The organism is Alcanivorax sp. (assembly GCF_002733835.1).
Classification (GTDB): Bacteria; Pseudomonadota; Gammaproteobacteria; order Pseudomonadales; family Alcanivoracaceae; genus Alcanivorax.
In genome coordinates this window covers 81,244-95,984 of the sequence record NZ_NVWY01000002.1, presented here as the reverse complement: position 1 = coordinate 95,984, position 14,741 = coordinate 81,244, and the positions used below count along the sequence as shown (strand labels likewise).

The 14,741-nt window shown below is 59.5% G+C and carries 14 protein-coding genes; 10 read left to right on the top strand and 4 right to left on the bottom strand.

Annotated features, from left to right (window positions below; genetic code table 11):
* Positions 1-42: 42 nt before the first annotated feature.
* From COA55_RS01730 to COA55_RS01720, 3 genes are read right to left on the bottom strand one after another with little or no spacing between them, the layout of a single operon-like run.
* A complete protein-coding gene (locus COA55_RS01730) occupies positions 43-936 on the bottom strand; it encodes a carbon-nitrogen hydrolase (protein WP_290500329.1) in 894 nt (297 codons plus the stop codon).
* Positions 937-985: 49 nt separating this feature from the next.
* Positions 986-1,993, bottom strand: coding sequence for an agmatine deiminase family protein (locus tag COA55_RS01725; protein WP_290500327.1), 1,008 nt, complete (start codon positions 1,991-1,993; stop codon positions 986-988).
* A 41-nt stretch (positions 1,994-2,034) separates the two neighbouring features.
* Complete coding sequence (locus tag COA55_RS01720) at positions 2,035-3,042, bottom strand: hypothetical protein (RefSeq protein ID WP_290500326.1); 1,008 nt, start codon at positions 3,040-3,042, stop codon at positions 2,035-2,037.
* Positions 3,043-3,223: 181 nt separating this feature from the next.
* Here COA55_RS01720 and COA55_RS01715 point away from each other — a divergent pair, with 181 nt between their 5' ends.
* Both COA55_RS01715 and lolD read left to right on the top strand, forming a co-directional pair.
* On the top strand, positions 3,224-4,459 hold the full coding sequence (locus COA55_RS01715) for a lipoprotein-releasing ABC transporter permease subunit (protein ID WP_290500324.1): 1,236 nt from the start codon (positions 3,224-3,226) through the stop codon (positions 4,457-4,459).
* Positions 4,452-5,138 carry a lipoprotein-releasing ABC transporter ATP-binding protein LolD gene (lolD, locus tag COA55_RS01710; RefSeq protein WP_290500322.1) on the top strand — a complete coding sequence of 229 codons (687 nt, stop codon included), beginning with the start codon at positions 4,452-4,454 and terminating at the stop codon, positions 5,136-5,138. The genes COA55_RS01715 and lolD overlap by 8 nt, the downstream gene beginning before the upstream one ends.
* On the opposite strand, the gene COA55_RS01705 is transcribed toward lolD, so the two are convergent.
* A complete protein-coding gene (locus COA55_RS01705) occupies positions 5,121-5,723 on the bottom strand; it encodes a DUF2062 domain-containing protein (RefSeq protein ID WP_290500320.1) in 603 nt (200 codons plus the stop codon). The two genes, lolD and COA55_RS01705, sit on opposite strands and share 18 nt — an antisense overlap.
* A 332-nt stretch (positions 5,724-6,055) precedes the next feature.
* Between COA55_RS01705 and COA55_RS01700 the strand changes: the two genes are divergently transcribed.
* The 8 genes from COA55_RS01700 (at position 6,056) to murB (ending at position 14,496) form a co-directional block, all read left to right on the top strand.
* Positions 6,056-8,284: a DNA internalization-related competence protein ComEC/Rec2 gene (locus COA55_RS01700; protein WP_290500318.1), complete on the top strand. Its 2,229-nt coding sequence runs from the start codon at positions 6,056-6,058 to the stop codon at positions 8,282-8,284.
* Positions 8,285-8,314: 30 nt separating this feature from the next.
* Entirely contained in the window at positions 8,315-8,944 is a 630-nt protein-coding gene (locus tag COA55_RS01695; RefSeq protein ID WP_039925832.1) for a MotA/TolQ/ExbB proton channel family protein, read from the top strand.
* Positions 8,941-9,366, top strand: a complete 426-nt coding sequence (locus COA55_RS01690; RefSeq protein WP_063519846.1) for a biopolymer transporter ExbD — start codon at positions 8,941-8,943, stop codon at positions 9,364-9,366. The genes COA55_RS01695 and COA55_RS01690 overlap by 4 nt, the downstream gene beginning before the upstream one ends.
* On the top strand, positions 9,363-11,111 hold the full coding sequence (gene msbA, locus COA55_RS01685; protein ID WP_290500316.1) for a lipid A export permease/ATP-binding protein MsbA: 1,749 nt from the start codon (positions 9,363-9,365) through the stop codon (positions 11,109-11,111). The genes COA55_RS01690 and msbA overlap by 4 nt, the downstream gene beginning before the upstream one ends.
* Positions 11,112-11,120: 9 nt before the next feature.
* The gene (gene lpxK / locus COA55_RS01680; RefSeq protein ID WP_290500315.1) at positions 11,121-12,116 is read left to right on the top strand and encodes a tetraacyldisaccharide 4'-kinase; all 996 of its coding nucleotides are present in this window, start codon (positions 11,121-11,123) and stop codon (positions 12,114-12,116) included.
* A gap of 111 nt (positions 12,117-12,227) precedes the next feature.
* Complete coding sequence (gene kdsB / locus COA55_RS01675; protein ID WP_290500314.1) at positions 12,228-12,983, top strand: 3-deoxy-manno-octulosonate cytidylyltransferase; 756 nt, start codon at positions 12,228-12,230, stop codon at positions 12,981-12,983.
* The gene (locus tag COA55_RS01670) at positions 12,983-13,456 is read left to right on the top strand and encodes a low molecular weight protein-tyrosine-phosphatase (RefSeq protein ID WP_290500312.1); all 474 of its coding nucleotides are present in this window, start codon (positions 12,983-12,985) and stop codon (positions 13,454-13,456) included. Before kdsB ends, COA55_RS01670 begins: the two co-directional genes overlap by 1 nt.
* Positions 13,453-14,496, top strand: coding sequence for a UDP-N-acetylmuramate dehydrogenase (gene murB, locus COA55_RS01665; RefSeq protein WP_290500310.1), 1,044 nt, complete (start codon positions 13,453-13,455; stop codon positions 14,494-14,496). The genes COA55_RS01670 and murB overlap by 4 nt, the downstream gene beginning before the upstream one ends.
* Positions 14,497-14,741: the final 245 nt, after the last annotated feature.

Here is a 14,741-nt window from a genome sequence, read left to right as displayed (position 1 = left end):
CTTTTTGATTATCCGCCAGACAAGCCGAAGGGCCGTTGGAGGCTAGTCCCGATAACGTTTGCGCAAGTCGCCATAGGCGTCCACGCGGCGGTCGCGCAGGTAAGGCCAGATTCGGCGTACGGATTCGCTGCGCTGCAGGTCCACGTCGGCCAGGAGCACCTGTTCATTATCGCTGTCGGCCTGGGCCAGGAATTCGCCCTGTGGCCCACAGATAAAGCTGTTTCCCCAGAATTGAATGCCGCTGTCGTCCGCCGGGCTTTGTTCAAAGCCGGTGCGGTTGGCGACCAGCACCGGTAAACCGTTGGCGACTGCATGGGCGCGCTGGATGGTGATCCAGGCGTCGAGCTGGCGTTTCTGCTCATCCTGTTCATCGGTGCGGTCCCAGCCGATGGCGGTGGGGTAGAGCAGCAGGTCGGCGCCGGCCAGTGCCATCAGGCGGGCGGCCTCCGGGTACCATTGGTCCCAGCACACCAGCAGGCCCAGTTTGCCCACGCTGGTTTCGATGGGGCTGAAGCCGCTGCGGCCATCGTTGAAGTCTGCATCGCCGGGGGTGAAGTAGAATTTTTCATAGAAGCCCGGGTCGTCGGGAATGTGCATCTTGCGGTAGATGCCGGCCAGGCTGCCGTCTTTTTCCAGCACCACGGCGGTGTTGTGGTACAGGCCGGTGGCGCGCTTTTCGAACAGACTGCCGACGATGACGATGCCCAGCTCTTTGGCCAGTGCGCCCAGGGTGTCGGTGCTGGGGCCGGGGATGGGTTCGGCCAGATCAAAGACGCGGGTGTCTTCGGTCTGACAGAAATACAGGCTGCGGTGTAATTCCTGCAGTAGCACCAGCTCCGCGCCCTGGGCGGCGGCCTCGCGCACCTGCGACAGGGAATGATCCAGGTTGGCCTGCAGGTCGGCGGTGTTTGTTTGCTGGATAACGGCAACACGCATGGGCATTTTCCTTGTACTGGGCTGGCTGGGCTCAGTGTTGAATAGATAATTAAAGCGCGCCTTGCGGCAATTGCATGGTGACACAGTGCAGGCTGCCGTGCTGTTCGATCAGTACCCGGCAGTTGACGGCCACCACGCTGCGTGGTCCGGCGACGGATTGCAGGGCATCCAGTGCTTGTTGGTCCGTGTCGCAGCCATAAATCGGCACCAGAATTTTCTCGTTGGTGATCAGAAAGTTGGCGTAGGTGGCTGGCAGGCGTTCTCCCTCGCGGCAATACTGGGCAGACGGCAGTACCAGCGGAACCAGGGTCAAATCATGCTGATCCGCCAGGCTTTGTAGTTCCTGTTCCATGGCGGCGAGACCGGGGTAGTGGCTGTCGCAGGTATCCTGGCATTGCACATAGGCCAGGGTTTTTTCGTCCACAAAGCGGGCGAGGGTGTCCACGTGGGCGTCGGTGTCGTCGCCTTCCAGCTCGCCATGGTCCAGCCACCAGATGTCACTGACGCCCAGCTGCTGTTTCAGCTGTTCGGTCAGTTCCGCTTCTGAGAGGTCCGGGTTGCGATTGGGGTTGCGCAGGCAGTGGCGGGTGGTCAGCAGGTTGCCATGGCCATCGGTATCGATGGCGCCGCCTTCCAGTACCAGGGCGTGGGTTTCCAGGGGGAGCTGCCAGGGCAGTTGCTGGTTGAGGGCGTTGTCCTTGTCGGCGGCGAACTTGCCGCCCCAGCCGGTAAAGGTGTAGTCCAGCAGCTGTGTCTGCTCGCCGTTGCGAATGGCGATGGGGCCGAAATCCCGGGCCCAGGTGTCGTTGTAGTCGGCGATCACCACCTGCAGGCGCTGGGCGTCGATGCCCCGCGCAGCGACCTGAGCGTGAATATGTTCACGGATGTGGGCGTTACGGCACACCAGCAGCACATGCTCGTGATCAAGCAGGGCAGCGAGGATATCCAGATAACAGGTTTCGGCGTCGGCCAGGTGATCGGCCCAATCGGTATGGGCGTCGGGCCAGGCGAGCAGGACCCCCCATTGGGGAGCCCATTCAGGAAGCAGTTGGCGCATAGCGAAGAGTGTCCGCAGGGTTGGCTATGCGCGCGAGTGTGCTACTGGCTGGCCCCCCAGTCAATATAGAAGCCGCCGTCATCGGCCGTGTCTTTTACGTCGTTCGCCGCGTCCTCTGCGGCCTGTTGGGTCTGCTCTGCCTGCTCGACGTGTTCTTCCACGTTTTGCTCGGCTTCAGCCTGGGCAGCCTGTGCTTTCTCGTTGGCGTCATCAACGGCGCTTTGCGCTTTGGCCTGGCTGTCTTCTACCGCTTGATTGGCCGCTTCGCTGGCCTGGTCAACGGACTGCCGGGCTTCTTTCTCTACGCTGGCGGCCTTCTTCTTTGCCGCCTGTTCTGGTGTGTCTTCGCCGGCGATGATGATGCGGCCGGTGACCGGGTCAAAGCGGAATTCGCCTTCAGCATTGCTGTCCGAGGCAGGGGCCGTTGCCGATGAAGCCGGGGCGGTTTTCGCTGCAGCGGCACCTGTGCTCGCGGTGGGGGCGGGTGCGGTTTTGGCTGTGCTTTTTGCTGGCGTGGCAGGGGCGGGTGTCGGGGCCGTGGTTGACTCTGAAGTGGCTGGCGCTGTCGTCGCGGCGGCCGCAGGGGGGGCGGCTGGTTTCGGCTCAGCGCTGCTGGCCGTTGCAGCGTCGTTGCCGCTGTTGTCTTCGCTGACAAAACGGCCGGAAACCGGGTCAAACATCAGCCCGCCTTTGTCTTCACCATTATCCGCAGTGGCGGGCGCTGGCTCGCTGGATTGCGCTGCCGTTTTTCCCTGAAGGGGGGGCAGGGTGTCGACCTGCTGGCCGGAGACCACATCCGGTGCCGCGCTCACGGGGCGATCAACCACGGTGTGCAAAGCGGTGTTGTTTTCGAAGTAAACGGTGAAACCGTTGTAGAACCAGCGGGTGATGGCGGGGCTGCCCACCGGGCCCTTGCTCTGGTTGGGGGCGCCGAATTCGGCCCGGACCTGGGATTGGGACATGCCGCGCTGGGGAACGTCGGCCGCCAGTGAGGCAGCGGGCATGGCCAGCGCTGCTGAGGCCAGCAACGTCATTATTCTTATCTTCATTTCTTCCCCCGGCGAGATTGTATTTTCTTTCGATATTAGAAAGTTAGGTAGACTTATTCAACCATTTTGCTAGCACAGGAACGCTGACGCCGATCACAAAGCGAACCCCTGGTGCATTCGTGCCGGTTTCTGACCGTGATGGCCGTAGTATTTGCCCCGGGTTTCGGGTTAAATGCGCTGCATGTTTCGACCTCTATCCTTCTATGTGGGGCTGCGCTATACCGGCGCCCGTGCCCGCAACAGTTTTATTTCGGTGATTACACTGATTTCGGCATTGGGCCTGATGTTGGGCGTCGCGGTGCTGATCACAGTGCTATCTGTCATGAACGGCTTCGATCGTGAGCTGCAAACCCGCATTCTGGGCATGGTGACGCACCTGTCGGTGCATGGCCGTGAGCCCGTGCAGGATTGGCAGGCGCTGGCCAACCGGCTGGATCACCATGACCAGATTGAGGCGGCGGCGCCTTTTGTACAGCTTGAAGGCATGCTGACCCATCGCGGTAATGTGGCCGGGGCGCTGATTAACGGCATTGAACCTGAAGCCGAGCGCAAAGTGTCCATCGTCGGGGATTTCATGCATCAGGGCGAGCTGGAAAGCCTTGCGCCGGGTGAGTTCGATGTGGTGCTGGGCTATGGGCTGGCGCGGCGTCTGGGCGCTGAACTGGGCGATAAAATCACCCTGGTGCTACCGGAAGCCACGATCTCGCCTGCCGGGGTGATGCCCCGCTTCAAACGGTTTACGGTCACCGGGATTTTCCGGGTGCGGGCGGAAGTCGACTCTCTTTATGCCTATGTGAATATGGCTGACGCGGCCAAACTGGCTCGCCAGGCGGGCACTGTGCAAGGGGTGCGATTGAAGCTGAACGATTTGTTCAGTGCCTCCAATCTCGGTTGGAAGTTGCAACAGGAGCTGGGGCCGAATTACTACACCAGTGACTGGACTCGCAGCCACGGCAATCTGTTCCAGGCCATCAAGATGGAAAAGACCATGATGACGCTGTTGCTCAGCTTCATTGTGGCGGTGGCTGCTTTCAATATCATTTCCAGCCAGGTGATGCTGGTGACTGAAAAGCGCGGCAACATCGCAGTGTTGCGCACGCTGGGGGCGTCACCGGGCACGATCATGCGCATTTTCATGGTTCAGGGCACCTTGATTGGGGTGGCGGGCACCTTGCTGGGGACCGTGCTTGGGGTGCTGTTGGCCACCAATGTGAGCAATATTGCCGAGTGGGTAGAGCGAACGTTTAACACCCGTTTGTTTGATGCCTATTTTGTGAATTATCTGCCGTCCGAGTTGCAGTGGTCCGATGTGGGCACCATTGTGGGGATCGCGCTGTTCATTAGCTTCTCTGCCACCCTGTATCCTTCCTGGCGCGCTAGCCGGGTACAACCTGCGGAGGCGCTGCGTTATGAATGATTCGACGCCTGTCCTGCATGCGCAAACGTTGGTGAAAGCCTACGAAGAGGGCAATAACGAACTGGAAGTGCTCAAGGGTGTGGACCTGACTGTGCACAAGGGCGATATCCTGGCGATTATCGGTGCGTCCGGTTCGGGGAAGTCGACCTTGCTGAATCTGCTCGGCGGGCTGGACCACGCTACCCGTGGCTCGGTTTCTATCGCTGGCACTTCGCTGACAGCTCTGAATGATCGGGAAACCGGACGGCTGCGCAATCGCTACCTGGGGTTCGTTTACCAGTTTCACCATTTGTTGCCGGAATTTACTGCCTTGGAAAATGTGGCCATGCCGCTGTTGATCCGTGGGGAGAAGCCGGCGGATTGTCAGGCCCGGGCCGCGGCGATTCTGGAGCGGGTGGGGCTTGAGCATCGTCTCAAGCACAAGCCTTCCGCGCTGAGTGGCGGCGAGCGTCAGCGGGTGGCCATTGCCCGTGCGCTGGTGACTGAGCCGGCACTGGTAATGGCGGATGAGCCCACCGGGAATCTGGATGAGCGTACTGCTGCACAGGTGCAGGCGCTAATGATCGAGTTGAATGAGAATCTGGGTACGGCATTCATGATCGTTACCCATGACCGGGAGTTCGCCTCCCGCTGCCCGCAGCAATATGAGCTGCACGATGGGTTACTGCGGCGGCTTTGAGTCGTCGCGGGCCTCGTCGGCCTCGCGCTTTGCCGCTTCTTTGGCGTTTTCCTTTGCTTCCTGTCTGGCCTCCCGGCGTTCTGCCCGGGCGCGCCGGTGTGCGCGCAGGTTCCAGCTACGAATCACCGCCAGTCGCCAACTGACCTTGACTGCCAGGTAGGCCAGCCCGCCGAACAGAAATGCGCACAGCAACGAGCCCACCCACAGGGGAATCAACTGCTCCACAAACCAGGCCACGGTAATGCCTTCGCCGCTGTGGGGCGGCATGCCCAGCAACCAGGCACCGATGCGGTAGGTGAAATAGAAGATGGGGACATAGGTGACCGGGTTGGAAATCCAGACCAGCATCACCGACAGCGGCAGGTTGCAATGAAAGCGTACCGCCAGTAACGCGGCCAGCCCCATCTGCAGGGGTATGGGTAGCAAACCGGAGAAGATGCCGATAAAGGCGGCGCCCGCCAGTGAGCGGCGGTTGATATGCCAGAGATTGGGGTCCGACAACACCTCCCCGAGAAAGCTCAACGACTTGGTCTGCCGAATGCGTTCGGGTGTTGGCAGGTATTTGCGGAATATCCGTTTTGGCATGAACTCGCATCTACTGGCTGGGGTGGGGAGCGTCTGGCGGCCCCGGTACATTCTGGCGGGCGTTATCTCGCCGTCCACGAACGCACTCTATCAGTTCGTTGCTATGCCCGGTACGTTCGTGCCGGGATTAACCGCGAAAAAAGTGGGGCAAAAGGGCGTGTGTGCTCCCTTCCTGTTTCCCCGCGGGCGCTATTATGCCCGCATCGATAAAAAAGGCATACTCCTTCGCTGACGGCTTTCAGGATTGTTGGGTTCGTCAACAGAATCGCCATGTTGTGATGTCTGTGTAATCGTTTTCACGTCGTCGTTTCAGAAAATACCGCGGAGCAAGGATGCGTATGTGGTTGACGGCAGCGGCCATGGTGGCTGGCTGCTGGCTGGGTGTGTTATGGCCGTTGCTGGTGCTTTGTGCCGTGGCGGTGGTGGGGATATGGCGTTACCGTTCCCGATGGCTCGTCTGGTTGGTGCTGGGCTACGGCTTCGGTGTGTGGCAACTGCACCAGGGGTTGGCGCAACGTCTGCCTGCAGAGCACGACCGGGCGGTGCTCAGCCTGCAGGGGCAGGTGCGGGATATTCCGGTTACCCGCCGTGAATTTCGTTTCGGCCGCTGGCAGGTTCGCCAGCAGATCCATCTGACGGTGTGGGGCAGTGAGGCATGGCCCGGCACGCACCGGGTGGTTCTCAACAGCTATGCGCCTTCGGTATTGCTGAGTGCGGGGGACCGGGTGGCTCTGGATGCAGAGCTGAAGGTGCCGCGCGGCGTGTATAACCGCTTTGGTCCGGACCGTGCCCGTGCCGACCTGGCCGTCGGGGTGGATGCCCGTGGCAAGCTCGAGCGTGTTTCGGTAATCGCCAATCACGGCGGCGTGGATGCCTGGCGGGAGGCGCTGTCCTCTCAGGTGGCGGCGTCGGTATCTGGCTCTCCCTTTGGCAAAGCGGTATTACCGGCGTTGGTAGTTGGTGACCGTGCCGGGCTGTCGTCGTCTCTCTGGCGTACCTTTCAACTCACTGGCGGGGCTCACCTGCTGGCCATTTCCGGGCTGCATATTGCCATTGTGGCGGGCTGGTTCTGGTGGCTGGGCAGAGCGCTGCTTGCGCCAGTGCTGCAAGGCGTGGTTCCAGGGCTGCGACGATATTCGCTGCAGCAACTTGCCTGGTTGCCGGCGCTGCTCGGTGCCATGTGGTATGCGGCACTGGCAGGTTTCAGCCTGCCCACCATGCGTGCACTGGTAATGCTGATCGTAGTGGCACTGGCCCAGTGGTGGCGAGTGCCGGTTTCGCTGTGGCGGGCGTTGGGCATGGCACTGTTGGTGGTGTTGTTGATCACGCCTCTGGCTGCGCTGTCAGCGAGCCTGTGGCTGTCTTTCGGTGCGGTCGCCTGTATCGCCATGCTGACCCGCAGCCATGCGCCCTGGCGGTTGATGTTGTTGCTGCCGGTGGTGATGGCCGTGGCGGGTGCGGTGCTGTTTCAGCAGTGGACACCCAGTGCCCCGCTGGCAAACCTGATTCTGGTTCCGCTCTACACCTTGTTGGTTATCCCTGCGGCATTGCTGGGGACGCTGCTCCAGCAGCCCTGGTTGTTGGGGGCTGCCGCCACCGGGGTGGAATTTTCCGTGTGGGTCATGATGTGGCTGGCGAATCTGGGCGTGCCGTCATGGCTCAGGCTGCCGTCCATGCCCGCAGGTATCGTCCTGATGATTGGGGTGATGTTGCTGCTGATGCCATTTTTGCCATTTCCTCGACGTTTGCTGCCGCTTTTCCTGCTGCCCTGGTTGACGCAGAAGCCGGCAACACTGGCGCCGGGGGAGTGGTCACTGACGGCTTTTGATGTGGGGCAGGGGCTGGCATTGGCAATACGTACCCGTGAGCACCTGCTGATTTATGATGCCGGGCCGTCCTGGCCCGGTGGCAGCATGGCGGCCCAGAGTATGAGGCCGTGGCTGTCGGTCACGGGGCAGCAGGTAGACCGCACGGTGATCAGCCATGGCGACAATGACCATGCCGGTGGGCTGACTGACTTGCCGGCACCAGGCCTGTTGCTCAGTGGCGAGCCGCACAGGGTGCCAGGCAGCCAATTATGCCAGGCCGGTGATCAGTGGCGCTGGGACGGCGTGACCTTCACGGTGCTGTGGCCCCGCGAGCCAGGGCCGGCCGGGAACGGCGCCAGCTGTGTGCTGCATGTTGATGGGCCATTTGGTTCCGCCCTGTTGCCTGGCGATATCGGCATCCAAGAGGAATACCGTTTGCTTGGGGCGTTGGCGCCCGTGGACCTGCTGGTGGTAGGCCATCATGGCAGCAAATCCAGTACCAGTGATGCCTTGCTGCGTCAGCTGCAGCCCGATGTGGCACTGGTTAGTGCCGGCTACCGTAACCGGTTCCGCCACCCTCATCCGCAGGTGCTGCACAAGCTGGACAGCGCGGGCATCACAGTTCTGCGCACGGACCTGGATGGCATGATTGTGTTTCGACAGGGGGGCGTCGATAATGGCCGGCTTATAACAAAATGGCGGCAAACGGTTGCCCGGCCCTGGCATGGACCGGCCCGTTGGCGCTTTTGGTAACCCGATTTGTGAGCAAGGGGAGAAGTTAAGGTGCAGGATCTTGTGCAGTCCGGGGGCTGGATGATGCTCCCGATCTTGATCTGTTCGGTAGTGGCGCTGGCCATCGTGGTAGAACGTTTCTGGACCTTGCGGCCCAGCAAATTAGCGCCGGCGGATACGGTGCCCCAGGTGCAGACGCTGCTGAAACGCGGCCTGCTTAATGAAGGCAATCTGGTGAAGCTGCGCGACAGCTCGCCGTTGGGTCGTATTCTGGCGACCGGTCTGGCCAATGCGCGCCATGGTCGTGACATCATGAAAGAAAGCATTCAGGAGAGTGCCACTGGTGTGGTGCACGAACTGGAGAAATTTCTCAGCACCCTGGGTTCTATCGCGGCGATTACTCCACTGTTGGGCTTGCTAGGCACCGTGGTCGGCATGATCGATGTGTTTGCAGCGATCATGATTCACGGCACCGGTGATGCGGCACAGCTGGCTGGTGGTATTTCCCAGGCACTGCTGACCACTGCAGCGGGGCTGGTGGTTGCCATTCCGGCAATCTTCTTTCACCGGTTCTTTGTACGCCGGGTAGAAGAAATTACCGTGGAATTGGAGCAAAGCGCCGTTCATGTGGTGGATCTGGTCCACGGTGATCGTGAGGCAGAACCGGGAGAGAAGGCGTGAAATTTCCCCGGCCCAGCCAGGAGGAAATCAGCGTTAACCTGACACCCTTGATTGATGTGGTGTTCCTGCTGCTGATTTTCTTCATGGTATCGACCACGTTTGATGACAAGACACAGTTGTCGATCACCTTGCCGGAAGCCGATGGCGCTCCGCAGGCCCAGGTGGATGATCAGGTTGAAGTGACGATTACCTCCACGGGCGATTACCTGGTGAACGGCGAGAAGCTGGCGGCCAGTGACAGCAATGCGCTACGCACTGCGTTGCTGCGTCTTGGGCAGGATAAAACGGATCAACCGTTGCAAATTTATGCGGACGCCAATGTGGCGTATCAGGCTGTCGTGCGTGTTTATGACGTGGCCGGGCAGCTGGGTTTTGTTAAGCTGTCGCTCACCACTCGCGAATCCCCCAACGAGGCACAATGAGTCAACCTCTTCCCCCCGAGGACGTGTGGCCTACCTATAAACGGCTGCTGAGTTACGTCCGCCCTTACTGGTTCATGCTGATTATCAGCGTTATTGGCTATGCCCTGTATGCCGGCACCCAGGCCGGGGCGGCACAGCTGGCCGGTTACTTGGGGGAAACCATCGTCAACCCGACCGATGCCCGCGTGCTAATCGTGTCGATCGCGCCATTGGTGTTGGTGATTTTTCAGGGCCTGGGCCAGTTCATGGGCAGTTATTCCATGAACTGGGTAGCCCAGCAGATTGTGTATGTGCTGCGTAATGATGTGTTCGGTCATGTGCTGAAATTGCCCCAGTCTGAATATCACCGCAATGCGTCCGGGCGCATCATGTCGAAGATTATCTTTGATGCGCAGCAGGTCACCAGTGCGGGTACCGATGCCATCATCGTGATTATCCGTGAAGGCCTCACTGTGGTGGGGCTGTTTGGTTTCCTGTTATGGCAGAACTGGAAACTGACGCTGATTCTGGTGGCCGTGGCTCCCCTGATTGCCATGGTCATGAATATCACCAGCAAGCGATTCCGCAAGATCAGCCGTCGTATCCAGTCTTCCATGGCGAACATCACCCATTTTCTGGGTGAAGCCATTGAGGGCAGTGGCGAGGTGAAAATTTTTGGCGGCCAGAAACAGGAAGCGGACCGATTCCATAACGTCAGCCGCAGTTTTGCCAAGCAGAATGTGAAGCTCAATGCCAGCAAGATTGCCAGCACGGTTATCGTACAGCTGTTTGTGGCGGTGGGCATTGGTGCCATTACCTATCTGTATATTCACTTGATGGGTGAAGAGCTGACAGTGGGGGGCTTTCTCTCCTACATTGCCGCCGCAGGCATGATCCAGAAACCGCTCAAGCAACTCACCGATGTAAACGTGAAAGTGCAGCGGGGGGTAACCGGTGCGGCCAGCTTGTTTGAACTGCTGGATACGGAGCAGGAAGTGGATACCGGTAGCTATGCGGTGGCCACCAAGGCCGATGGCAACATCGACTTTGAGGGAGTGACCTTTGGTTATGACCCGGCGTCACCGGTGGTGCGGAATCTCAACTTTTCCATCAAGGCCGGCGAGACGGTGGCATTGGTGGGGCGTTCTGGTGCGGGGAAAAGTACCATCAGTGCCATGCTGCCGCGTTTTTTCGATCCGGATCAGGGACGAATTCTTCTCGATGGCGTCCCCTTGCCGGAGTACCAGCTCGGTGAGCTGAGGAACCAGATCGCCATGGTCAGCCAGCGGGTGGTGCTGTTTAACGACAGCGTGCGAAACAATATTGCCTACGGTGAGCTGCGCAGCGCGGATGATGCCACCATCATAAAAGCGGCACAGGACGCCCACGCCTGGCGCTTTATCGAGCAGCTTGAGCATGGCCTGGATACCTTGCTGGGCCAGGATGGTGTGCAATTGTCCGGTGGCCAGCGGCAGCGGATCGCCATTGCCCGGGCGCTGCTCAAGGATGCGCCGATCTTGATTCTTGATGAAGCGACCAGTGCACTGGATAGCGAATCTGAGCACCACATCCAGCAGGCCCTGGAGCAGGTGATGGAAGGGCGAACTACCCTGGTCATTGCCCATCGCTTGTCTACCATCGAAAAAGCGGATCGTATTATGGTGCTGGATCAGGGCCAGTTGATCGAGCAGGGCTCGCACCAGGAATTGCTGGAAAAAAACGGGCTTTATACGCAGATGTACCGGATGAATTTTGCCGAGGAGTAAGCGGGCGACATGGGGGCACTGAGCGAATGGATTCAACAGGGGTGGTATAAGGGCAGTCCCTGGCTGGTTCCGCTGCGGCCTCTGTCTGCGCTGGTGTCTTTTGAGGCGCGGCGCCGTCTGCAACAATTCAGGAAACAACGCCCAAGCCCTCCCGTTCCGGTGTTGGTGGTGGGCAATATCACTGTCGGTGGTACAGGCAAAACCCCATTGGTGATTGCGTTGGTGGAAGCGGCGCGCTCGCGAGGCTTGAAAGTGGCGGTGGTATCCCGTGGCTTTGGCGGTAAAACCGAACAGTATCCCCAGCATGTGTCCGCTAGCAGTGATGCGCTGGAAGTAGGGGATGAGCCAGTGTTGATTGCTCGCCGCACCGGGGCGCCGGTGGTGCTGGATCCGGATCGGCGCAATGCCCTGGACGTGGCGATTCGCGAGTACGCCCCGGACCTGGTGATCAGCGATGATGGCTTGCAGCATTATGCGCTGCCGCGCAGCGCCGAAGTGGTGGTGGTGGATGGTCAGCGTGGCCTGGGTAATGGCCGTTGTCTGCCGGAAGGACCATTGCGGGAGCCGGCCACCCGCCTCAAGGAGGTGGACTTCGTGATCAGCACCGGCGGTGGCTGGACCGGGGCCTATCCCATGATCATGCGTCCGTCAGGCATGACATGCCTGGCCGACGACCGTACTCTCTCCCCTGACGATTTCCTGCGCCAGCACCCCCAGGTCCATGCGGTTGCCGGCATTGGCAATCCCAAACGTTTCTTTAATCTGCTCAGTATTCTGGGGCTCAGCACGACGCCTCACGTTTTCCCCGACCATCATGCCTATCAGCCGGCGGATCTGGCCTTTGCCGATGGGTTGCCTGTCCTGATGACAGAAAAGGACGCGGTGAAATGTGCCCCCTTTGCCGAACCCCACTGGTGGTTTCTTCCGGTGACTGCGAGCTTGCCGGACGGGTTGCTGGATCAGATGATTGATCGGGCGTTGGGAGTGAACGGTCAAGAGAGTTGAAAGTTAAAAGGTAAAGTTGAAACGTGAGGATGTAAGGCATGGGTTTGAACGGTTTTTTCAACTTTGAACTTTAAACTTCCAACTCGGCCCTGATTTTTTTCGAGGTAGTGAATGAGTTTTTACGTAGTGGTGCCGGCGCGGTATGCGTCTACCCGTTTGCCGGGCAAGCCGTTGGTAGACATTGCTGGAAAAACCATGGTGGAACGGGTGGCGGAGCGCTGCCAGCAAAGCCATGCCGAGCAGGTATACGTGGCCACGGATGATGCGCGCATTGCCGATGTGCTGGATGGCATCGTGCCCGTGGTCATGACCCGCGACGATCACCCCTCCGGCACGGACCGCCTGCAGGAAGTGGCCGCCAAACTGGGGCTGGCTGATGATGACATCATCGTCAATGTGCAGGGCGATGAGCCGTTGATTCCCCCGGCGGTGATTGATCAGGTGGCGGCGAATCTGGCCGCCAACCCGGACTGCCAGATGTCCACCCTGTGTGAACCCATTGAACGAGCTGACGATCTGTTTAACCCGAATGTGGTGAAAGCCGTGTTCGATGACAGCGGCAAGGCGCTGTATTTTTCCCGGGCGCCGGTGCCCTGGCATCGTGATGCCTTTGCCGATGGTAAGCAGGACATGTCCGCAGGGCAGTGGTGGCGGCATATCGGCATCTACGCGTACCGGGTAGCGTTCTTGCACCGGTATGTGCAATGGCCGCCCGCGACCCTGGAGCAGCTGGAATCTCTGGAGCAGCTGCGGGCCATGGCCAATGGCGTGGCTATCCACATTGAACCTGCCTGTGAGGCTGTGCCCGGTGGGGTCGATACCCAGGCGGATCTTGAGCGTCTGCGGTCAGAGTTGGGAGGCCGGTAATGAGCGTATCAGTATTGTTCGTTTGCCTTGGCAACATCTGTCGTTCACCCACCGCTGAAGTGGTCTTTCGTGAACGCGTGAAGGCAGCAGGCCTGGAAGATCGTATTCGTATTGATAGCGTTGGAACCGGCGATTGGCATATCGGCAAGGCGCCGGATCCTCGTACCCAGGAGGCCGCGTTGCGCCGAGGCTATTCCATGGCTGACCTGCGCGCGAGGCAAGTCAGCCCGGCGGATTTTGCGGACTATGATTGGGTGCTGGCCATGGATGACGCCAACCTGGAGGATCTGAAGGCCATGCGACCCGCATCGTATCAGGGTACTCTTGCCCGTTTTCTGGACTATGCACAGCACACTTCGGTGCGGGAAGTACCTGACCCTTACTATGGCGGTGAAGACGGATTCGATACCGTGCTGGATCTGATTGAAGATGGCGCTGAAGGATTGTTGAGCCGTGTGCGGGAGCAACTGTGAGCCAGACGGCGCCACCGACCGGTTCGGTTGAGCAGATTTGCGATGCGGATCTGACGTCGCTGAATACCTTGCGGTTGCCGGCGCGAGCCCATCGCCTGGCACGGCCGAACACACTGGATGCATTGTCACAGGTGCTGGCGGAACGTAATCCTGCAGAGCCACTTTTCGTGATTGGTGAAGGCAGCAACCTGGTAATTCGTTCTGATCTGCCGGGGCTGACACTGAGCCTGGCTATTGATGGCATGGCGCAGGTGAAAGAAGACGACACCCATGTTTGGGTCGCCGCCGGTGCTGGCGTGCACTGGGATGATCTGGTGGCCTGGACCGTCGAGCAGGGTTGGCAAGGGCTGGAAAACCTGTCCTTGATTCCCGGTACGGCGGGGGCGGCACCTTTTCAAAATATCGGTGCCTATGGCGTCGAGTTGTCCCAGGTACTGGAGCAGGTGACGGTGATGGATGTGGTCACCGCTCAGGTAGACCATTTTGCCGGCCATGAATGCGAATTTTCCTACCGCGACAGTCGTTTCAAAAGCGGTGATCGTGGCCGCTATATCATTACCGGCATCGAGCTTCGTCTGAATAAAATACCGCAATGCAATGTGAGCTACGGGCCGCTCCAGGCGCGTTTTGGCCACTTGTCGCAAGCGGATATTTCCCCCGCCGCGGTTCGCGAGCATGTGATTGCGGTGCGTCAGAGTAAGCTGCCGGACCCTGCCGTGTTGGCTAACGCGGGCAGTTTTTTCAAAAACCCGGTTGTCACCAAAGAACAGGGTGATGCGCTAAAGATGCGCTTTGCGGATGTGGTGGCGTACGCACAAGAAGATGGCGTGAAACTGGCAGCAGGGTGGCTGATCGAGCAGGCCGGCTGGAAGGGGAAGCGACTGGGGCCTGTTGGTATGCATAGTGAACAGGCGCTGGTGCTGGTCAATCATGGCGGTGCTACCAGTGCGGATGTGGTGGCGTTGGCAGAGGCGGTGTGTGCCGATGTGCTGGCGATGTTTGGTGTGTCGTTGGAGCAAGAGCCGGTGCTGTTACCATAGCCAGGAGCCTCCAGGCCCCTATAGACGCATGGGATGCATGAGACCCATGGCCACAATTGATTTCAGCATGTAGCTGGAGCAATACCTGATTATTGTCTGAATGATGGCCCTGACAATTCCTCAAAGAAACCCTCAAAAATACCTCTCAAAAAAGATACCGCAAAACGATAGCTGTTCAGGCTAAGGGGGTTACGCCAGGCATTCGGCGTCGGGTATTTACTCGCGATAAACCCTGTAGACGACGA